The organism is Duganella dendranthematis (assembly GCF_012849375.1).
Lineage (GTDB): Bacteria > Pseudomonadota > Gammaproteobacteria > Burkholderiales > Burkholderiaceae_D > Rugamonas > Rugamonas dendranthematis.
Map to the genome: position 1 here is coordinate 6,341,755 of NZ_CP051684.1, position 21,263 is coordinate 6,363,017.

The 21,263-nt window shown below is 64.7% G+C and carries 18 protein-coding genes and 1 pseudogene; 13 read left to right on the forward strand and 6 right to left on the reverse strand.

The window, feature by feature from the left end; all coding sequences use genetic code 11:
* Positions 1 to 43 precede the first annotated feature (43 nt).
* From HH213_RS29020 to HH213_RS29035, 4 genes and pseudogenes are all read left to right on the forward strand, one after another.
* The gene (locus tag HH213_RS29020) at positions 44 to 1,546 is read left to right on the forward strand and encodes an FAD-dependent monooxygenase (protein ID WP_169114666.1); all 1,503 of its coding nucleotides are present in this window, start codon (positions 44 to 46) and stop codon (positions 1,544 to 1,546) included.
* 79 nt (positions 1,547 to 1,625) lie between these two features.
* Positions 1,626 to 3,482, forward strand: a complete 1,857-nt coding sequence (locus HH213_RS29025) for a DUF885 domain-containing protein (protein ID WP_169114668.1) — start codon at positions 1,626 to 1,628, stop codon at positions 3,480 to 3,482.
* 48 nt (positions 3,483 to 3,530) lie between these two features.
* Positions 3,531 to 4,789: pseudogene (locus tag HH213_RS29030) on the forward strand (D-amino acid dehydrogenase).
* 41 nt (positions 4,790 to 4,830) lie between these two features.
* Complete coding sequence (locus HH213_RS29035; protein ID WP_169114670.1) at positions 4,831 to 5,799, forward strand: tetratricopeptide repeat protein; 969 nt, start codon at positions 4,831 to 4,833, stop codon at positions 5,797 to 5,799.
* A 19-nt stretch (positions 5,800 to 5,818) separates the two neighbouring features.
* Here the strand turns inward: HH213_RS29035 and HH213_RS29040 are convergent, their stop codons facing one another.
* Positions 5,819 to 6,790 (reverse strand): LysR family transcriptional regulator, encoded by a 972-nt coding sequence (locus HH213_RS29040; RefSeq protein ID WP_229263218.1) that lies wholly within the window; start codon positions 6,788 to 6,790, stop codon positions 5,819 to 5,821.
* Between the two features lie 122 nt (positions 6,791 to 6,912).
* Here HH213_RS29040 and HH213_RS29045 point away from each other — a divergent pair, with 122 nt between their 5' ends.
* Entirely contained in the window at positions 6,913 to 7,854 is a 942-nt protein-coding gene (locus HH213_RS29045) for an MBL fold metallo-hydrolase (RefSeq protein ID WP_169114674.1), read from the forward strand.
* Positions 7,855 to 7,903: 49 nt separating this feature from the next.
* Positions 7,904 to 8,542: a response regulator gene (locus HH213_RS29050; protein ID WP_110849381.1), complete on the forward strand. Its 639-nt coding sequence runs from the start codon at positions 7,904 to 7,906 to the stop codon at positions 8,540 to 8,542.
* Here HH213_RS29050 and HH213_RS29055 read toward each other — a convergent pair.
* From HH213_RS29055 to HH213_RS29070, 4 genes are read right to left on the reverse strand one after another with little or no spacing between them, the layout of a single operon-like run.
* Entirely contained in the window at positions 8,539 to 9,195 is a 657-nt protein-coding gene (locus HH213_RS29055) for a YoaK family protein (RefSeq protein WP_110849380.1), read from the reverse strand. The genes HH213_RS29050 and HH213_RS29055 overlap by 4 nt on opposite strands.
* Positions 9,182 to 9,574 (reverse strand): DoxX family protein, encoded by a 393-nt coding sequence (locus tag HH213_RS29060; protein WP_161054821.1) that lies wholly within the window; start codon positions 9,572 to 9,574, stop codon positions 9,182 to 9,184. Before HH213_RS29060 ends, HH213_RS29055 begins: the two co-directional genes overlap by 14 nt.
* The gene (locus tag HH213_RS29065; protein WP_169114676.1) at positions 9,574 to 11,502 is read right to left on the reverse strand and encodes an amidohydrolase; all 1,929 of its coding nucleotides are present in this window, start codon (positions 11,500 to 11,502) and stop codon (positions 9,574 to 9,576) included. Before HH213_RS29065 ends, HH213_RS29060 begins: the two co-directional genes overlap by 1 nt.
* Positions 11,503 to 11,766 (reverse strand): DUF1427 family protein, encoded by a 264-nt coding sequence (locus HH213_RS29070; protein ID WP_110849378.1) that lies wholly within the window; start codon positions 11,764 to 11,766, stop codon positions 11,503 to 11,505.
* Between the two features lie 163 nt (positions 11,767 to 11,929).
* Between HH213_RS29070 and HH213_RS29075 the strand changes: the two genes are divergently transcribed.
* Positions 11,930 to 14,935 (forward strand): ligand-binding sensor domain-containing protein, encoded by a 3,006-nt coding sequence (locus HH213_RS29075; RefSeq protein WP_169114678.1) that lies wholly within the window; start codon positions 11,930 to 11,932, stop codon positions 14,933 to 14,935.
* Between the two features lie 8 nt (positions 14,936 to 14,943).
* Here the strand turns inward: HH213_RS29075 and HH213_RS29080 are convergent, their stop codons facing one another.
* Complete coding sequence (locus HH213_RS29080; protein WP_229263219.1) at positions 14,944 to 15,588, reverse strand: response regulator; 645 nt, start codon at positions 15,586 to 15,588, stop codon at positions 14,944 to 14,946.
* 174 nt (positions 15,589 to 15,762) lie between these two features.
* Here HH213_RS29080 and HH213_RS29085 point away from each other — a divergent pair, with 174 nt between their 5' ends.
* From HH213_RS29085 to rrtA, 6 genes are all read left to right on the forward strand, one after another.
* Positions 15,763 to 16,458, forward strand: coding sequence for a LuxR C-terminal-related transcriptional regulator (locus HH213_RS29085; RefSeq protein ID WP_169114680.1), 696 nt, complete (start codon positions 15,763 to 15,765; stop codon positions 16,456 to 16,458).
* Positions 16,459 to 16,526: 68 nt separating this feature from the next.
* Complete coding sequence (locus HH213_RS29090) at positions 16,527 to 16,844, forward strand: hypothetical protein (RefSeq protein WP_229263220.1); 318 nt, start codon at positions 16,527 to 16,529, stop codon at positions 16,842 to 16,844.
* Between the two features lie 78 nt (positions 16,845 to 16,922).
* Positions 16,923 to 19,067 (forward strand): TonB-dependent receptor, encoded by a 2,145-nt coding sequence (locus tag HH213_RS29095; RefSeq protein ID WP_169114682.1) that lies wholly within the window; start codon positions 16,923 to 16,925, stop codon positions 19,065 to 19,067.
* A gap of 124 nt (positions 19,068 to 19,191) precedes the next feature.
* Positions 19,192 to 19,896, forward strand: a complete 705-nt coding sequence (locus tag HH213_RS29100; protein WP_169114684.1) for a CPBP family intramembrane glutamic endopeptidase — start codon at positions 19,192 to 19,194, stop codon at positions 19,894 to 19,896.
* Positions 19,883 to 20,713 (forward strand): rhombotarget lipoprotein, encoded by an 831-nt coding sequence (rhlP, locus tag HH213_RS29105; protein ID WP_169114686.1) that lies wholly within the window; start codon positions 19,883 to 19,885, stop codon positions 20,711 to 20,713. The genes HH213_RS29100 and rhlP overlap by 14 nt, the downstream gene beginning before the upstream one ends.
* On the forward strand, positions 20,691 to 21,200 hold the full coding sequence (gene rrtA / locus HH213_RS29110; protein ID WP_169114688.1) for a rhombosortase: 510 nt from the start codon (positions 20,691 to 20,693) through the stop codon (positions 21,198 to 21,200). Before rhlP ends, rrtA begins: the two co-directional genes overlap by 23 nt.
* The last annotated feature ends 63 nt before the right edge of the window (positions 21,201 to 21,263 follow it).

A 21,263-nucleotide genomic window follows, 5' to 3' on the forward strand; every position in this document is an offset into this window, starting at 1 on the left:
CAATTGCGCGCACCGCGATAAATGGTGGCGCTAAACTCACGCCATGGCTACTCAGGTGCTCATCGTCGGCGCCGGTCCGACCGGCTTGGTGCTTGCCATTGCCCTGGCAAGACGGGGCGTTGTCGTCCGCATCATTGACCACAACAGCGGCCCTGGCCAGGCCTCGCGCGCGATGGCCGTGCATGCGCGCACGCTGGAGTTTTACCGCCAGCTGGGATTTGCCGATGTGGTGATCAACCAGGGCATCCCGATAGCATCCCTCCACCTGCGCGAAGATGGCCAGGACATCGCCCAGCTGCCGCTCAACGACATCGGCGCCGGCATCAGTCCCTACCCGTTCGTGCTGGCGTTCCCGCAGGACGACCACGAACGTCTGCTGGTGGCGCAGTTGCAGGCCGAAGGCGTGCAGGTGGAATGGAACACCGAACTGGAATCCTTCACGCAGGACGAATGGGGCGTGCGCGCGGTGTTGCGGCACGGGGACGACCGCATCGCCTGCAGCAGCGCCTATCTGTGCGGCTGCGACGGCGCCCGCAGCCGCGTGCGCGATGCTCTCCAGGTGAGCTTCACCGGCGGCACCTACGATCACCTGTACTACGTGGCGGACGTTCACACCGCCGGCACGCCCAACCGCGACCTGGTGGCCCATCTGGCCGCCCACATCTTCGCGCTGATGCTGCCGGTGCGCTCGCGCGGCATGCAGCGCCTGATCGGCATCCTGCCGGCCGACGCCCCGCCCGAGCCAGACTTTGAAGCGGTGCGGCCGACGCTGGAGCCGCTGCTGGGCATCCGCGTGGAACAGGTCAACTGGTTTTCCACCTACCGTGTGCACCACCGCGTGGCCGCGCGCTTCCGCGTCGGCCGCTGCTTCATCGCCGGCGACGCCGCCCACATCCACAGCCCGGCCGGCGGCCAGGGTATGAACACTGGCATCGGCGACGCCATCAACCTGGCCTGGAAGCTGGCCCACGTGTTGCAAGAGCGTGCCGACGCCGCGCTGCTGGACACCTATGAGGCCGAGCGCATCGTCTTCGCCCGCAAGCTGGTCGCCACCACCGACCGCGCCTTTCAGATGATGGTGTCGCAAGGCGCCGGTGGAGAGCTGCTGCGCCACTGGCTGCTGCCGCACCTGTTCCCGGTGCTGAGCGGCTTCGGCTCCGCGCGTCGCACGCTGTTCAAGACCCTGTCGCAAATCATGATTCACTATCCCGACAGCCCTCTCAGCGGCGGCCGCGCCGGCGACATCATTGGCGGCGACCGGCTGCCGTGGGTGGCGGATAACTTCCGCCCGCTGCAATCGCTGGACTGGCAACTGCACGTCTACGGCCACGCCACGCCGGAGCTGACTGCCGCCGCGCAGGCGCTGCATCTGCCTTTACACGCATGGCCATGGACCGAGGCCCACGCCCACGCCGGCCTGCTGGAAGATGCCGCCTATCTGGTCCGGCCCGACATGCACGTTTCCATGGCCTTGCCGCGCCAGGAGATCGACACGCTGCGCGGGTTAGCCGCTCGCTTCCAACTGAGGTTCAGCACCGATAGCTAAATGCCATTGACATCCTGGCAGGGAGCAGGCTAAGGTCGCCGTCGCGCCGATTCTTTACCTTACCCCATCAAAGGATGCCATGAGCCTACACAACCCTTCCCGCCGCGACCTGCTGTTGGCCGCCCTCTCCGCCACCGCCGTCGGCGCCGTTCCCGGCCTGGCCTGGGCCGCCGCAGCCTCACCGGCCGACGCCAGCTTCTCCAAGCTGCTGGACGATATCGCCGATGAAGTGCTGCGTCTGTCGCCGACCGGCGCCACCGGCCTGGGTCTCGATAACGGCGCGCGCGCCGCGTTGAAGTCGCAGCTGGAAGACCTGTCGCCGGCCGGCGACAGAGCCTGGGCCGACGAAGTCAAATCGATCCAGAGCCGCCTGCGCGGCATCAACCGCGCCACGCTCAGCGCCGATGCGCAGATCCGCTACGACACCGTTGCCTACGCCGCCGAATCGGGCGTGCAGGGTCTGCGCTTCCCGTTCGGCGGCGCGGCCAGTGGCTTCAATGGCGGCACCGCGCCATTCCCGGTCACGCAGCAGGACGGCACACTGACCCGCATTCCGGAGTTCCTCGACTCGCAGCACCAGATCGCCAATGCCGCCGATGCCGAAGCGTACCTGGCGCGCCTGGCCGCCATGAGCAAACTGCTGGACCAGGAAACCGCCCGCATCGCCGAACAATCCGGCCAGGGCATCGCGCCGCCGGACTTCATCTGCAAGACCGCGCTGGGCCAGTTGCAGGACTTCCGCAAGACCGCCGCCGCCAGCCAGAAACTGGTGACCTCGATCACCGAGCGCACGCAAAAGCTCAACATCGCCGGCGACTGGCACGCGCGCGCACTGAAACTGGTGGAAGGCTCGGTCTATCCGGCGCTGGACCGCCAGATCGCCACGTTCAGCAAGGCCGCCGCCAAAGCCACCAACGTGGCCGGCGTGCACCGCCTGCCGGACGGTGCCGCCTACTACGAGTGGGCGCTGCGCCTCGGCACCTCGACCACCCACAGCGCCAAGGAAATCCACGCCATCGGCCTGGAACAGAACAAGCAGCTGCAAGCGCGCATCGATGCCATCCTGAAAAAACAGGGTATCACGCAGGGCAGCGTCGGCGAGCGCCTGCTGGGTCTCTCCAAGGATCCAAGCCGCTTCTACGCCGACAACGATACGGGCCGCGCAGAGCTGATCGCCTACTGCAACGCGCGCGTGGACGCGGTGCGCAAGCTGATGCCGCAAATTTCGCACCTCGACATGAAGGCGCCGCTGCAAATCAAGCGCGTGCCGACCGATATCGAGGCCGGCGCGCCGCTGGGCTATATGAACTTTGCATCGCTGGACGGCAAGCGGCCGGCCATCTACTACGTCAACCTGAAGTCGACCAAGCTGTGGCCGAAGTCTGAGCTGTCGACGCTGACCGCGCACGAAGGCATTCCGGGCCACGCCTGGCAAGGCGCCTACCTGGCCGAGCACCACGCCGACCTGCCGCTGATTTCCTCGCTGATCGGCTTCAATGCGTTTGTTGAAGGCTGGGCCCTGTATGCGGAGCAGCTGGTCGATGAATTTGGCCTGTACGCCAATGATCCGTTCAGCCAGATCGGCTACCTGCAAGCACAGCAATTCCGCGCCTGCCGTCTGGTGGTGGATACCGGCATGCACGCGATGAAGTGGACGCGCGAACAGGCGATCCGCTTCCTGGTCGAGAATACCGGCCGCGGCCAACAGGCCATGACCAGCGAAATCGACCGCTACACGGTATCGCCTGGCCAGGCCTGCGGCTACAAGATGGGCCACAACGAAATCATCAGCCAGCGTGACCGCGCCAGGCAGGCGCTGGGCGGCAAGTTCGACCTGGCCGGCTTTAACGACGCGCTAGTGGAAAGCTGCGGCGTGCCGCTGACGGTGCTGCCGACCGTGATCGACCGCTACATAGCGAAACAACAGAAGGCATAAAAGTCTTTTGTAGGTCGATGGTTTTCTTGTAAGCTTGTCAGCGCCATCATGAAAACCATCGCCATTATCGGCGGCGGCGTCACCGGCGTGACGACCGCCTATGCCCTCGCCAAGCGCGGCTTCGCCGTCACCCTGCTGGAACGTCATCGCTATCCAGCGATGGAAACCTCCTATGCCAACGGCGGCCAGCTGTCGGCCTCCAATGCGGAAGTGTGGAATCACCGCGCCACCATAGCCAAGGCGCTGCAATGGATGCTGCGCAGCGACGCACCGCTACTGGTGCATTTGCATCCCACCTGGCACAAGCTGTCCTGGTTTGCCGAGTTTGTGTCGGCCATGCCCAACTACCACCACAACACGATCGCCCTGGCGCGCATGGCGGTGGCGGCGCGCGACCATCTGTTCCAGTGGGCCGACGATGAGCGCATCGAATTTGACCTGAAGCGCCACGGCATCCTGCACATCCACCGCGACCGCGCCGAGTTCGAGCATGCGGTGGCGGTCAGCAAGCTGCTGGCGCGCGGTGGCGTGCAGCGCCGCGCCGTCACGCCGGACGAGATGCGCGCCATCGAGCCGGCCCTGCGCGGCGAGTTTTACGGCGGCCATTTCACCGACAGCGACAGCAGCGGCGATATCCACAAATTCACCACCGGCCTAGCGCAGGCGGCGCAACGGCTCGGCGCGCAGCTGCGCTATCACCAGCAGGTGGTGCATCTGGACGCCGGCGCGGACGGCGTCGACGTCACCGTGCTGCAAGGCGAAGGCGCCGAGACCAGCCGCTATGACGCGGTGGTGATCTGCGCCGGCGCCGCCAGCCGCGCGCTGGCCGCGCAGGTCGGCGACAGCGTCAACGTCTATCCGGTTAAGGGCTATTCGGTCACCGTGCAGCTGGACGACGCGGCCAGCCGCGCCGCCGCGCCAAACGTCAGCCTGGTCGACGACACGGTCAAGCTGGTGTGCAGCCGGCTTGGCGAGGATCGCCTCCGCGTGGCCGGCAGCGCCGAATTCCACGGCCATAACCGCGACATCCGCGCCGACCGCATCGCGCCGCTGACCGACTGGGTGCGGCACAACTTCCCCGAGGTCTGCACGCGCAGCATCACGCCGTGGGCCGGGCTGCGGCCCATGATGCCGGATCTGATGCCCCGCGTCGGTCCCGGCAAGGCGCCGGGGTGTTCTACAACACCGGCCACGGTCACCTGGGCTGGACTTTGTCGGCCGCCACCGCTGATCTTGTGGCCAGCGCCATCTCCTCCTCTTGGGAGGCGGTGCGGCAACGCACCGCCAGCCCCTTGAAAATGGCGTAAACTGGCGTCATCTTAGGCTCGTCTTCACTAGGAGGTATGACATGACGGCTAAATCTATTGCACGTATCACTCTGCTGGCTGGCGCCATGGCGCTGGCGGCCCCCGTATTTGCCGCCGAGCCCACCATCCAGGAGGTCTATGCGGCAGCCAATGCCGGCAAGTTCGCCGAGGCCCAGTCCATGATGGACCAGGTGCTGGCGGCCCACCCGAAGAGCGCCAGCGCGCACTTTGTCGAAGCGGAATTGCTTGCCAAGCAGGGCAAGTTTGCTGCCGCCCAGACCTCGCTGGCCAAGGCGGAGGAACTGTCGCCCGGCCTGCCGAAGGTCAAGCCGGAGGCCGTCAGCAAGCTGCGCGCGCTGCTGGCGGAAGGTCAGAAGCTGGACTATTCGCAAAAACGCAGCAGCAATCATGCCGGTAATGGCGGCAATGGCGGTAGCAACTACGGCAGCGGCGGTTACGCCAACGCGCCGCAGAGCAGCGGTATCGGCTGGGGCGGCATCCTGATTATCGGCCTCGGCCTGGCGGGTTTTATCTGGCTGGCCACCCGCTTCATGGCGCGGCGCCAGCAACAGGCAGCTGTTAATGACGGTTACAACCCGGCCGGCTACAACGCGGGTGCGGCGCCCGGCTACGCGCCTGGCGGCGTGCCGCCGCAACCGGGCTACGGCCAGGCCGGCTGGGGCCAGCAAGGCGGCTATCCGCAGCAGCCGGGTCAGCCTGGCATGGGTTCGCGCATCATGGGCGGCCTGGCAACGGGCGCAGCGGTCGGCGCCGGTATCGTCGCCGGTGAAGCGCTGGCACGCCAGTTCACCGGCGGCCATGAGGCCAACGCCAGCAATGTAGACCAGTCGCGCAACGATATCGTCTATGACGATCCAGCGGCACGCGACGACCTGCTGCGCCGCGACGACATGGGCGGCAACGACTTCGGCGTCAGCGGCGGCTGGGATGACGGCGGCAGCGGTGGCGGTGGTGGCGACAGCGGTGGTGGCGGCGGCGACTGGGATTAACCCTCTCCCCCCCTCTCCTTCACGGGGCGTGGCGTTCGCCCGCCCCGGCTGCCTCCATCGCGAGGTCCCAATACGGCGGACTGCCGAAATATTCCTTCAAATGACGTATCAGCAGCTGCGCCTTGGCCTGGTTTGAGCGGCCCGGCATGTGCACCGCATGGATGGCCGGATCGGCCGGATCGCGCCGCGGTGCAATCTCGCTGCGTTCGACCGGCGGCATCGGAAACACCGGCACCAGCTGGCCTGCCACGATGGCGTCGCTGACCAGCCAGTTGGCCAGATGCGCAATGCCTGCGCCGCTGATGGCGGCATGCAGCAGCGAGTCGGTATCGTCGCAGCGCAACTTGCCCCGCACCGGCAGCGGCTGATTGCCGTTGACGCCTTCAAAGCGCCACCAGCCGCGTGGCGCCACCCTGCCCGTCACGGTCAGGCATTGATGATCGAGCAGGTCTTCCGGCTGCTGCGGCCAGCCATGGCGCTCCAGATAGGCGGGACTGGCGCTGACCACGCGGTTCATGCCGGCCAGCCGGGTGGCCACCAGGTCGCTGGCCGGCAGCACGCCGGCGCGCACCGCCACGTCCACCCGCCGCGCCGACAGGTCGACCACGTCGTCGCTGACATGCAGGTCGACCTCGATCAGCGGATGGCGCTGCAGGAAGGCGGCCATCGCCGGCGCCACGTGCAGGCGGCCGAACGCGGCCGGCGCGGTCACCGTCAGCAGGCCGCGCGGTTCGCTGTCGAGTTCCTGCACGGCGTTCTTGCCATCCGCCAGTTCAGCCAGTATATTGCGGGCGCGCGGCAAAAAGCGTTCGCCGGCGTCGGTCACAATCACCTGGCGCGAACTGCGCAACAGCAACCGCGCGCCCAGCTCCGCTTCCAGCGCATCTATCTTTCGGGAAACAGATGATACCGCCATTTCAAGGTGAATCGCCGCCTTGGTCAAGCTACGCAGTTCCACCACCGTCACAAAGCATTTCAGGCCATCTATCACAATTCTCTCCCCAGCCATACGTCTTTGTCGAATCTGCAAAGACTCTTTGCTTTATTCCGTATTGTGCCATTTTTTGCAAAGATGCATACTTCGTTCATCACTGAATTGTTAAGGACACCAATATGAAATTCACACCACTGTTCGCTGCGCTGGCTTTGGCCTCTGCCGCCCCTTCTTTCGCCGCCGCGCCGCTGGCCGGCACCAACGCACCCGGCTTCCACCGCGTCATGCTGGGTGATTTCGAAGTTACCGCTATCAGCGACGGCACCGTCGACCTGCCGTTAGACAAGCTGTTGCACGAACCAGCCGATGTTACCAAGAAAGCCCTGGCCCGCAACTACGAATCGGTGCCGACCGAAACTTCGGTCAACGCCTTCCTGGTCAACACCGGCGGCAAGCTGATCCTGGTGGACAGCGGCGCCGGCAGCCTGTTCGGCCCAACGCTGGGCAAGCTTCTGGCCAACATCAAGGCCTCCGGCTACCAGCCTGACCAGATCGATGAAATCTACCTGACCCACCTGCACCCGGACCATGTCGGCGGACTGGCGGCCAACGGCAAGCTGGTGTTCCCGAACGCCATCCTGCGCGCCGACAAGCGCGACACCGACTTCTGGCTCAGCCAGGCCAACCTGGACAAGGCCCCGGCCGACAGCAAAGGCTTCTTCCAGGGCGCGATGGCCTCGCTGACGCCGTACGCGACGGCCCAGCACCTGAAACCGTTCAGCGGTGACACCGAACTCGCGCCGGGCGTACACGCCACCTCGGCCTACGGCCACACCCCGGGCCACACCATTTACACCTTCGAAAGCAAGGGCAAAAAACTGGTGCTGGTGGGTGACCTGATCCACGTGGCGGCGGTACAATTGGAGCACCCGGAAGTCACCATCGGCTTTGACAGCGACGCCAAGGCTGCCCTGGCTTCCCGCAGCAAGGTGTTCCCGGCGGTCGCCAAGGAAGGCGCGCTGGTCGGCGCCGGTCACCTGTCGTTCCCTGGCCTGGGCCACCTGCGGGTGGACGGCAAGGGCTACGACTGGCTGCCGGTCGCGTACTCGCAGCTGCGCTAGTAAGCATCCTGTCAGCAATCCGTCAGCAACTTCAGGAATACTGATCATTATGGACACGCGTACCTCTTTCAGCTCCATCTCTGTGCTCGTCGTCGACGACCATCCCCTGCTGCGCGCCGGCCTGGGGGAGGCCATCTCCAGCCAGCCCGATATGCGCGTTGTCGGGGAAGCCTGCAACGGCCGCGAGGCCGTGGACGCCTACACGCAGCTGCGGCCCGATGTCACCATTATGGACATCGCCATGCCGGAGCTGGACGGCGTGCAGGCGCTGCATGAGATACGGCGCGAGCATAACAATGCCCGCGTCGTCATGCTGACCACCTACAAGGGCGACGCGCAGATTTTGCGCGCCGTGCAAGGTGGCGCCGCCGGTTTTCTGCTGAAGAGCACACTGCGCAAGGATTTGCTGGACACGGTGCGCGGCGTCCATATGGGACAGCGCCGCATTCCGGCGGAGATTGCGATGGAACTGGCCCAGCACATGGGCCAGGGTCCGTTGAGCCCGCGCGAGATGGAAGTGTTGAATCTGGCGGCGAGCGGACATTCCAATCGCCGTATCGCCGAGCGCCTGACGATCTCCGAGGAAACCGTCAAGGCTCACATGAAGAACGTGCTGGCCAAGCTGGCCGCCAACGATCGCACCCACGCGGTAACGATCGCCCTCAAGCGCGGCATTATTTCAATTTAGTCCCTGGCCGTCGCGGCCAGCGCCACCAGGATGGCGCACGGCAGCAGCAGCCCGTGGAAGCCGAACTGCACGAACGCCAGCGCGCCGCTCATGCAGCCGACCGCAAATGCAATCACCGGCCAGGTCAGCTTCTTGCAGCGGCCGATGGCGTCCGGGTCGCCCCGCATCGAATCCACCAGCTCGATCACCAGCCCGGTCACATTGCCCGTCATGACGGTAGTGGCCGAGGTTTTGCTCAACAACAGCTTGCCGTAGGCGTTCTGGATCGCCATCGCGCCGGCGCACAGGGAGCCGGTCAACAGCGTCAGTGGCGCCGAGGCTTCCACGATCGGCGCCGCCTGCCAGGCGCAGATCACCGTTGCGATCATCATGAACAGCTGAAACAGGAAGCTGTTGCGCAGCGTCTTGCTACCGCTGCGGTCCCAATGCACAATCGCCAGCCGCGCCATGGCGACAAACAGAATAAACACCGGGAACACTAGCAGCTTGATGCCGATGGCTTGCGAAGGCTCGATCACGGCACGGCCGATCAGCACAAAGTTGCCTGTCACGTGGGCCGTGAACAGGCCAAACAGGCCGACAAAGCCCAGCGTGTCGACGTAGCCGGCCAAAAATCCGAGCGCCACGCCTTGTTTAGTATCACCGCGTTCCATTACTACCTTTCTTGAAATCGAGCCAGGCCACCAGCAGGAAAGCGCCGGTCAGCCCCACATGCTCGAAAAAACTATTCGCCGCCATGAAGCGCTCCTGGCCACCCATCTCCCAGAAGCGGTTGGCGACGAAGCTGGCCATCAGCGTAAAAACGCCGAGGAAGCCTGCACCGAGCCAGCGATACACGCCGGCGATGATGGCCACCGACGCGCCCAGCTCCAGCGCGATCACCAGCGCCGCCAGCGGCGCCGCCGGCGACAGGCCGAAATGCTGCATCTCGCCGATGGCCGAATTAAAATCCATCAGCTTGTTGATGCCGCCTTGCAGATAGGCGGCACACAACAGCAGCAGAAAGAATCGCTCGATCCACTGCGAGCGCATCAGACCGCCCAGCAGGCGCAACCCAGCGCGCCCCAGAAGCTCTTCAGGTCCGACACCGGCGCCTTGCTGCCCCACGAGTTGGCGTGCTGGTGGCCGTGCACATTGCAGTTGTTGGCGCAACCGCAGGCGGCGGCCTGCTGCTCGCGTTCACGCTTCTGTTTCAGCTGGCGCTGTTCCAGTTCCTTCAGCGCGGCGCGGCTGGTGCCCTGCTTCTCGCCCCAGCCGGCGTAGCCGCCGAAACGGCGTACCGGCGACCAGTCCGGCATGGCCGGTGGCGGCGGCAGGTCATGGCTGGCGAAGGCGCCGGCCGCGTAGACGATGTTACCGCCGACGATGGTCAGCTCCGAGCTCAGATCCCAGATTTCGCTTTCGGCGCAGGCGTAGAAATCCTTGTCCGGCACGATCATGTCGGCCAGCTGGCCCACTTCGATGCGGCCCTTCTTGCCTTCTTCGTTGGAGAACCAGGTGGTGTTCTCGGTCCACATGCGCAGCGCCGCCTCGCGGTCCAGACAATTGGCGCGCGGGTACAGCTGCGCGCCGCTGACGGTTTTACCGGTGATCATCCAGGCCAGCGAGACCCAGGGATTGTACGAGGCCACGCGGGTGGCGTCGGTGCCGGCGGAGGTTTTCACGCCGGCGTCGATGATCTTCCTGATCGGCGGCGTGGCTTCGGCGGCGCCGTGACCATAGCGCTCGATGAAGTATTCACCCTGGTAGGCCATGCGGTGCTGCACGGCGATGCCGCCGCCCAGCGCGGCGATGCGGTCGATCGACTGGTCCGAGATGGTTTCGGCATGGTCGAAGAACCAGTTCAGGCCTTCCAGAGGAATGTCCTGGTTGACGCGTTCAAACACGTCCAGCGCGCGGCTGATGGTTTCGTCGTAGGTGGCGTGCATGCGCCATGGCCAGCGGTTCTGCGCCAGCACGCGCACCACGCCTTCCAGGTCGTCTTCCATCGATTCCGGCATGTCCGGGCGCGGCTGGCGGAAGTCCTCGAAGTCGGCGGCCGAGAAGGTCAGCATTTCGCCGGCGCCGTTGTGGCGGAAGTAGTCGTCGCCCTGCTGGTACTTGACGCTCTGCGTCCAGTTCAGGAAGTCTTCCTTCTCCTGCTTGGGCTTCTGCGTGAACAGGTTGTAGGCCATGCGCACCGTCAGCTGCTTGGCGTCCGACAGCTGCTGCACCACCTGGTAGTCTTCCGGGTAGTTCTGGAAGCCACCGCCGGCGTCGATCACGCCGGTCACGCCAAGCCGATTCAGTTCGCGCATGAAGTGGCGGGTCGAGTTGACCTGATACTCCAGCGGCAGTTTCGGCCCCTTGGCCAGCGTGGCGTACAGGATCGCGGCGTTCGGCTTGGCCAGCAGCAGGCCATTGGGATTGCCATTTGCGTCACGCAGGATCTGTCCGCCCTGCGGCTCCGGCGTGTCCTTGGTGTAGCCGACGGCGCGCAGCGCGGCGCCGTTCAGCAGCGCGCGGTCGTACAGGTGCAGGATGAACACCGGCGTGTCCGGCGCCACCGCATTCAGTTCCTCGATGGTCGGCAGGCGCTTCTCGGCAAACTGGTGTTCGGTGAAGCCGCCCACCACGCGCACCCACTGCGGCGCCGGCGTGATCGCCACTTGCGCCTTCAGCATGGCCATGGCGTCGGCCAGCGAACGCACGCCATCCCAGCGCAGCTCCAGATTGAAATTCAGGCCGCCACGGATGATGTGGCAGTGGTTGTCGATCAGGCCGGGCAGCACGCGCTTGCCATGCAGGTCGATGATCTTGGTATTCGGTCCGGCCAGCGCCATCACCTCGTTGGCGCGGCCGACGGCGGTGAACTTGCCATCCTTAATGGCGACTGCCTCGGCGTGCGGGTTGCTGCGGTCCAGGGTGGTGAACAGGCCGCGGTGCAGGATCAGGTCAGGGGTGCTGTGGGTTTGGGTCATTTAAGTGCTCCGGGTTTCATCAGACTTTTGTGCGGATGGCAGTTGGCCAAAACAATGCGGCTTGACGTGGTCTTCGATCCACGATACTTTCGGCGCGTCCTTTTGCCACAAGGGGCGCAGCAGCGGCGGCAGTTGTTCACCGAGCAGGATGCCGAGCAGGCCAACCAGCGCAATGACTGGCGGCGCCGGCGATCGCACATTCAGAAAGCCATAAAGGAGGCCAACCAGCAAGCCAACGGCCAGCGATACAATATAAATTTTCATGATTTAGCGAAGCTCCGGTAATTTTAAACGTGCGCATAGTGTAGTCATGTCTCCCCCCACCGGCATCACCGGGATTGATTGACAATTCCCCCCTCTTTTGGGAGGGACTGGCTTGCACCTGGATAGATGCTAAAATCCTCAAATTCCCAGAACCTCTCACCCTATGACGACTGCACGCGCTTCCCTGCTCCTGCATGCCGCCTTCGCCGCCTTTTGCGGCCTGCTTTTGTGCGCCCCGCCGCCGGCGCTGGCGCAGCAACCGCCGGCACGCCTGCTGGAACAGTTCACTCACACCTCCTGGGGTGCGCTCGATAGCGCGCCGGTCGACATCCTCAGCATCGCCCAGACCAGCGATGGCTGGCTATGGCTGGCCGCCGGCACCGGCTTGTACCGCTTCGATGGCAAGCGCTATGAACGGGTCGACAGCGTTGAAGGCCACGCGCTGCTGTCGTCCAATGTGCGCACGCTGTACGCGCCGCCGGAAGGCGGCTTGTGGGTTGGCTACCGCATTGGCGGCGGCATCAGCTACTTCAGCCGCAATCAGGCGCGTCACTTCGCCGCCGGCCAGGGCTTGCCGTCTGGCGCCATCACCAGCATTGCACGCGCACCGGACGGCGTGCTGTGGATCTCCGCGCGCGACGGCCTGGCGCGGCTGGACGGCGACCATTTCGTCACCATCGGCGCCGACTTCGGCCTGCCGGCGCGGCGTGCGCGCCAGGTGCTGTTCGATCGCGGCGGGCGCCAGTGGGTCGCCATGCAGGGCGGGATCTTCAGCCGCACCGACAGCCGCGCGCAGTTCATGCCGGCCTGGCCGCACGGGGATTTGAGCGGCATGGCGCTGGCGCCGGATGGCAGCGTGTGGGCGTCCGACATCGACAGCTACTACCGCCTGCAAGCGGAAGCGCCATCTGGGGACGGTGGTGCGCGGCCGGCGCTACAGGGTAACAATATGTACTTCGACCGCGAAGGCAACCAGTGGATCTTCCGCGCCGGCGGCCTGGAACGCCGCAACGCCGGCAGCAGCGAGTCGCAACGGCAGGATCTGAGCGGCGGCCTGCCGCAAAGCTTTTTCCAGGACCGCGAAGGCAATGTGTGGATCGGCACCTCGGCGGGCCTGAACCGCTTCCGTCATAACCGGTTGTTGACGCTACCGCTGCAAATGGTGTTCAACCATCCGGCGATTGCGCCGGTGACCGGCGGCGGCGTCTGGGCCGGCGACCGTATCGGCGCGCTGCGCGTGCTGGGGCCCGAGGGTGAAAAGCGCAGCGTGCTGTCCGGCCACATCTCCGCGCTGTACCGCGACCCGGACGGCGTACTCTGGGCCGGCAACGACGATGAAGTGTGGAGCGTGGAAGGCGGCCGGGTGGAACGCTATCCGCTGCCGCCTGAGGCCAAGAGTTATGAGGTGCAGGCGATGAGCCGCGCCAGCGGCGGCGGCATGTGGGTATCAGTGGTGCGCGAGGGCTTGTACCTGCTCAAGGACGGCCAGTGGCGCCGCCAGCCGGCGCTGCCGCTGTCCACGCCTGGGATGGGCGACCAGTTCCCCACCTCGCTGGAAACCGGCAGTGACGGTGCGCTGTGGGCCGGCTACATTCGCAACTACATCGTGCGCCTGGCCGACGGCAAAGTCGATATCTATAGCGCCGACCAAGGACTGGACCTGGGCCACGTGCTGACCCTACACCGCAGCGGCACGCAGCTGTGGGCCGGCGGCGAACGTGGCGTGGCCTGGTTTGACGGCCAGCGCTTCGCCACCCTGCACGGCTTGCGCGGCGAGATCTTCCGCGGCGTGTCCGGCATCACCCGCAGCGAGCAGGGCGACCTGTGGCTGTTCGGCACCGAAGGCCTGAGCCGCATCACCGCCGCGCAGGTAGCGCGGGCCATGAGCACACCGGGCTATGAAGTGGAATACGAACGCTTCGACGCCCACGACGGCCTGCTGGGCGCCGCCTCGCAACTGCGGCCGATGCCGTCGCTGGTGATGGGCGACGACGGCCTGCTGTGGATGGCCACCGCCAATCGCATCAACTGGATCAATCCGGCCCACATCACGCGCAACCCGGTGCCGCCGGCGGTGCTGGTGCAGGACATCGCGGTCGGCGAGCAGCGTTACAGTCCCCTTCCCGGCCTGGTGCTGCCCAAGTCGACCAGCAACCTGCGCATCGACTACACGGCGCTGAGCCTGAGCATTCCGGAGCGGGTGCGCTTCCGCTATCGGCTCGACGGCGTCGACACCGAGTGGCAGGACCCGGGCGCGCGCCGCCAAGCCTTCTACACCAATCTCGATCCTGGCGAGTACCGCTTCCGCGTGATGGCGGCCAACGAAGACGGCGTGTGGAATCCGCAGGAGGCGCAACTGGGCTTCAGCATTCCGCCCACCTTCGTGGAAACCGCCTGGTTCAAGCTGCTGTGCGTGCTGGCGCTGGCGGCGCTGCTATGGGTGGTGTACCGCCTGCGCCTGCGACACGTCACCCGCCAGCTGCGCACGCGGCTAGAGGACCGCGCCGACGAGCGCGAACGCATCGCCCGCACGCTGCACGACACATTCCTGCAAAGCGTGCAAGGGCTGATGCTGCGCGTGCAAACGCTGCTCAAGCGGTTGCCGCCCGACGGCGAGGCCTATCAACTGGTGGAGAAGATCCTCAACCAGGCCGACCAGGTGCTGGCCGAAGGCCGCAACCAGGTGCGCGGCCTGCGCAGCGTGCCGCACCTCGACGACCTGCCGCACATGTTCGGCGAACTGGGACAGCACCTGCGCGAAGAACACGCGGCTGACTTTGCGCTGATCGTCACCGGCCAACAGGCCACATTGACCGAGTCCGCGCGCGAGCACCTGTACCATATTGGCCGTGAAGCGCTGCTGAACGCCTTCCGCCACTCCGGCGCCAGCCGCATCGAGCTGGAACTGGGCTATGCGGCCGAACACTTCACGCTGGTGGTGCGCGACGATGGCCGTGGCATTGATGAAAAGGTGCTGGCGGCCGGCGAACTGCCCGGCCACTGGGGCCTGATCGGCATGCGCGAACGGGCGATGAAAATCGATGCGGCGCTGGATTTGTGGTGCCGTCCCGGCATGGGCACGGTGGCGCAGGTCAGCGCGCCGGGAGCGGCCGTCTATGAACGCAAGCCGGGCGCGCTGCGGCGCTGGCTGATGCGCGAGGCCGCGTAGTTATTGGATTACTGGATCACGCCGCAGGAATGCAGGTCCAGGATGCCGCGTTCGATGGCCAGCGTGACCGCGTGCGTGCGGTCGCTGGCATTCAGCTTGGCCAGGATGCTTTTCATGTGCACCTTGACGGTTTCTTCTGAAATCGCCAGATGCATGCCGATGCGCTTGTTGCTCTGGCCTCCGGCCACCAGCTGCAGCACCTCGGTCTCCCGTTTGCTCAACGCCCCTTCGTGCCAGTGTTCTGCGATGCCGCTGGCCACCGCCGCCGGAATGCTGCGGCGGCCCTGGTGCACGGTGCGAATCGTCGCCAGCAGCTCCTTGCGCAGCATGCTCTTGAGAAGATAGCCGGCGGCGCCGGCGGCGATGGCGCGCTGCGCCAGTACGTCGCCCTCGTAGGTTGTCAGCACCACGATGCGGGCGTTGGGAAATTCCTTGCGGATGGCGATGGTGGCGTCGATGCCGTTCATGTCCGGCATCTGGATGTCCATCAGCGTGACGTCAGGCTGCAGGCGGCGGTAAGCCTCCACGGCTTGCACGCCGTTGGTGGCCTCCTCCAGCAGCTGCATGTCTTCCTCGTCGGCGATCACGCTGGCTATGCCTTCGCGGAACATCGGGTGGTCGTCCACGCTCAGGATCTTGATCGGGGCATTCATTGGCGTCTCGTACATCGTGGATGAAATTCTGGCTTCTAGCGTAAGGATGCCACAGGCGCAAGGGTCTGGCTATACCTCCATCTAGGGATGGCCATCCTCCCGGATCGGGGCGTGGCAAACGCGCTGGAAAAGCTTAATCTTCTAGTCACCAGTTTTTCAATTTAGGAGAGTGACATGCGAGTGGATACCCGATCCTGGCCTCAGTCCGCCGTCGGCGGCACCGGTAACACCAACGGCATCGTCCAGCAAGGCGATAAAGTCCATGTGCTGATCGCACATGCGGACCCGATCGTCAACGCCGGCCTGGCCGCCCTTTTGGGCGCCAACAGCGATATGCAGATCACCGTTGCCAGCAGCGAGGCGGCCAGCCTTGGCGGCGCCGACGTGATCGTCCTCGATCACCGCAACGGCCTGGAACACATGCGCCGCGCCGCCAACGCCCACCACGGCGACAGCCAGCCGCGCGTGCTGATCGTGACCCAGCTGGAACGCGAATGGGAAGTGCGTACCGCGATGATGGCGGGCGTGCACGGCTACCTGCTGCAAAACTCGGATGCGGAACAACTGCTGACCGCCGTGCGCACCCTGAGCCGCGGCATGCGCTACCTGAGCGCGGACCTGAGCCGCTGCGTGGCCGACAGCTTTACCCGCATCGGCCTGACCAGCCGAGAGACCGACGTGCTGCAGCTGCTGGCCCAGGGCCAGTGCAACAAGTCGATCGCGCGTGAGCTGGGCATCGGCGTCGGCACCGTCAAGACCCACGTCAAAGGCCTGTTTGACAAGCTTGGTGCGACGGCACGCACCCACGCCGTGGTCCTTGCCACCCGGCGCGGCCTGGTGGGCGATTCGGCCGCCACGCCAGCGCACTAACGCATTAACCGTTGTCTAATATGGCAGATCCCCTGTAAAATCAGGGGATGCATGCCCCGACCATCACCATGAGCACTCCACATCGCCAGACGCGTTATCAACGCGTCATGATGTTCTTCGTGCTGATGTTCCTGGCGCTGCAGCTGATCGGCGCGAGTTCGCATACCCACGCCTACACCGATCATGAGCCGGATTGCGCGGCCTGCTCGGTGGTTCATCTGCCTGCCGGCGGCGTACCGCCCGCCACCTTGCTGGTGGCCCCGGTCGCACTGCAAGGCGGCAGCCTGCCGGTGCTGGCGCCACGCACCGTGGTGCGCGCCGCGCAAACCAGCTACCTCACGCCACCATCTCACGCGCCGCCCGGCGTTGCTGTTTTCTCCATCTGAATTTTAATCGCTGCACTGCCGGCCTCTCTTGCGAGAGGGACCAATGCATCGCCACGTCTGTATATTCAAGGATTTAACATGCAACACAAGCCACAACTCCGTATTCTGCCCCTGCTGATCGCCGCCGCTTTCTATGCCAATCATGCCAATGCGCAGCAGGCAACTAGCGCCACGACCGCCGCGCCGGACGAAGCACCGATGCAGCAAGTGGAAGTCACCGCCGCTCACCTGAAGAGCGCCCGCATCGATCTCTCGCCCAACGTCGGCACCACCATCTACAGCATCGACAAGCATATGGTCGACCAGCTGGGCCAAGGCGACAACACGCCGTTCAACGAAGTGCTGCTGCGTCTTCCGGGCGTGAGCCAGGACTCCAAGGGCTCGGGCTCGATCCACGTGCGCGACGACCACGCCAACGTGCAGTACCGCGTCAACGGCGTGCAGCTGCCGGAATCGATCAGCGGTTTTGGCCAGTCGATCGACACCCGCTTCGTTGAATCCACCGATTTCATCACCGGCGCGCTGCCAGCCCAATTCGGCCTGCGCACCGCCGGCATCGTCGACATCCAGACCAAGGAGGGCCTGCCGCAATCGGGCGGCCGCGTGGGCGTGCTGGTTGGCAGCCACGATCAGATCCAGCCGAGCGCGGAATTCTTCGGCACCCAGGGCGCGTTTAACTACTACCTGTCTGGCAGCTACCTGACCAACAAGCTGGGGATCGAGAATCCGCTGCCGACTACCAGCGCGCTGCACGACAAGACCAATCAGACCAAGTCGTTCGGCGTGCTGTCGTACTTCCTGGACGATAACACCCGCCTGGGCCTGATGTTCGGCACCTACAACGGCCGCTTCCAGATTCCGAACAATCCGAATCAGGAACCGGCATTCGCCGTCACCGGCGCCACCGCGCCTGACTCGTCGCAGCTGGACGAAAACCAGCGCGAGAAAAACCGCTTCCTGGTGCTGTCGCTGCAAAAAAGCCTGGGCGATCTGAATTACCAGGTCTCGGCCTTCCATCAGTATTCGGAACTGCACTACACGCCGGACCCCATCGGCGACCTGGCCTACAACGGCGTGGCCTCCAACACGCTGCGCTCGAACACCGCCAACGGCCTGCAATTCGACGCCAGCTACAAGCTCAATGACCAGCACACCATCCGCACCGGCCTGGCCTACACCCGCCAGACCACGCACAGCGACAACACTGTGGGCGTGTTTGACATGAACGACGACGGCACCCAGGCCAGCACCGATCCGCGCACCATCATCGACAACAGCAGCAAGACCGGCAAGCTGTCCAGCATCTACCTGCAGGACGAATGGCACATCAGCGCGCCGCTGACCGTCAACTACGGCGTGCGCTTCGATAAGGTGGACGCCTACGTCAACGAGCAGCAATGGAGCCCGCGCATCAACGTGGCCTACCAGCTGGCCAAAGGCACGGCGCTGCACGCCGGCTATTCGCGCTACTTTACGCCGCCGCCGCAGGAACTGGCCGCGCAGTCCAGCATCGACAAATACGCCGGCACCTCGAATGCGCCGGAGGTGGGCGTGTCCGACAACGTCAAATCCGAACGCACCAACTACTACGACATCGGCATCAGCCACCAGCTGACGCCACAGCTGACCGTGACCGCGGACGCCTACTACAAGAAAATCCGCAATATGCTGGATGAAGGCCAGTTCGGCCAGGCGCTGATCCTGTCGCCGTTCAACTACGACCGCGGCTACGCCAAGGGCCTGGAATTGTCCAGCGTCTACAGCGAGAAGAACTGGGGCACTTTCCTCAACGTGACCACGCAAAAGGCGGAAGGCACCAACATCACTTCCGGCCAGTCGCTGTTTGGCCCGGACGAATTGGCCTACATCGCCAACCACTACATCCACGTGGACCACGACCAGACGGTGACGGTATCGGGCGGCGCCCACTACCACTTCGGCGATTCGCAGGTCAGCGGCGATTTCCTGTATGGCAGCGGCCTGCGTCTGACGCCTGACAACGGCGCGCCGAACTCCGGCCACCTGCCGCACTACACCACCGTCAACCTGGCGCTGACCCACACCTGGAAAGCGACACCGGTCGGCACCGTGGAAGGTCGCCTGGCGCTGATCAACGCCTTCGACAAAGTCTACCTGCTGCGCGACGGTTCGGGCGTCGGCGTCGGCGCACCGCAATACGGCGAACGCCGCTCCATCTACGCTGGTTTGTCGACCAGCTTCTAAAGTCGGCGGTGCTGCACGGCGATACTGCGTGCAGCACCCACTGATACCTGAACGCCTGCGCTTTCAGATTGCATATTTCGTAACGTATAATCGGCCGTTGTCCTTTACTTAAGGTGGCCCGAATATGATCGATCTTGCGCTGGCGTTTTATCTGGTCCTGGTTCTCCCCTCCCAGCAGTTATGGCGCAGCATCCACAAGAGCGATAAGCCCAAGCGGTCGCGCGCGCAACGCTATCTCGCCACCATTCGCAGCATCGGCGTGACGCTGATCGCGCTGGTGGCGGCGTGCTGGTGGAGCGGCCACACCGCATCCGACCTCGGGCTGGGTGTTCCAGCCTCCGGCGCCGCCCTCTGGTGCCTGCTGATACCGATCCTCGGCCTGCCCCTGCTGCACTATGCCGGCAAGGCGCGCGAGGCGAAAATGCCTCCCGAAAAAGTCGCCGAGATGTATGAGCAGGTGCGCGCCAGCGACGCCCTGCCACGCACTTCCGGCGAACTGAAGCTGTTCGTAGTGACCACGCTGTTCATCGGCGGCGGCTGGGAGCTGCTGTACCGCGGCTTCCTCACGCTGGTGCTGACACCCCTGGTGGGCACCTGGGGCGCGGTAATGATCGCCGGGGTGGCGTATGGCGCCGGCCATGGCTACAGCAATCCCAAACAAATCACCCTCAGCATCGTCTCCGCTATTTTGTTCAGCGTGGGCTATGTGCTGACCGGCAGCCTGTGGTGGCTGATCGTGGTCCATATCGGCATACCGCTAATGGGCGCCATCAGCTGCTACAAGATCCTGAACCAGCAACCGAACGGAGAAGCACATGCGATTTCTTAAAACCCTGTTGATCATCGCGGTCGCCGCCGGCCTGAGTGGCTGCGTCGGCTGGCGCAGTCCTGATGGCGCCAAGCAGACCGGCAGCTTGGTCGACTATCTTTATCCGAACGCGAAAGAGGCGCCGACCCTGGCGCCAAGCGTGGTCAAACTGCGGCCGCCGGTCAAGGTGGGCATCGCCTTCGTGCCCGGCGCAAACTGGAACAACGGCTTGCCGGAAGCCGCCAAGATGAAATTGCTGGAGCGTGTGCGCGATTCGTTCGCAAAGCATCAGTACATCGGCAAGATCGAGATCATCCCGAGCCAGTACCTGCAAGCCAAAGGCGGATTCACCAACCTGGAACAGGTGGCGCGCATGTTCGACGTGGAGGTGGTCACCCTGCTCTCCTACGATCAGGTGCAGTTCAATGACACCAATGCACTGGCGGTGCTGTACTGGACCATCATCGGCGCCTACGTGATCCACGGCGACCAGTACGACGTACAGACCATGGTGGATGCCGCCGTCTTCGATGTCCAGAGCCACAAGCTGCTGTTTCGCGCGCCGGGAACCAGCCGCGTCAAAGGCGGGGCGACGTGGGCCGGCCTTAGTGAAAAACAGCGCCTGGCCGCAGGCGAAGGCTATGAACGCGCGGTCGACCAGTTGATCCCGCAGCTGCAAACGGAATTGGACGGCTTCCGCGAACGGATCAAGAACAACGCCAACTACCAGGTCGAGAACAAGGCTGGCTACAAAGGCGGCGGCGCCATGGGCTGGATCAGCCTTGCGCTGGCAGTATTGCTGGCCGGCGTGGCGTATGCGGTTCGGCGTCGTGCCTGAACTGCTGGAGTTCGACCGCCATGCCATCCTGGCGGGCGAAATCTGGCGGCTGTGGACCTGCCATCTGGTCCACTACTCAACGCGGCATGCATTGATCGACTTAGCCACTGCGGCAGCGGCGTGTTCAGTGGCCCTGCCCGTGCTGGGCTGGCGGCGGCTATGCCTTGCTGTTGCGCTGACGGCGCCGCTGATTGCCGGCGGCCTGCTGCTTCTGGCACCGGATCTGATCTATTATCGCGGCGCGTCCGGCATGGCCGTGATGCTGGTGGTGCTGGCGGCATGCACTTTGTGGAGACAAGCCGGCATCCGGGCACGCACCGCGTTGGCGCTCCTCGGCGTGGCGCTGGCCGTGAAGATCGGCGCCGAAGCCCTCGGCTATACCACCGGCTGGTCGGACCTGCCGGCCGATGTCCACGTTGCGTGGCAGGCGCACCTGTTGGGCGTATCCTCTGCGGCCCTGACAATCAAGATCCTTGCAGTGCGGTAGCCCTGATGCCGCCATGTGGGTACAATCGTAGCAGGTTACGAAGTATTCCAACATGACGCCGCC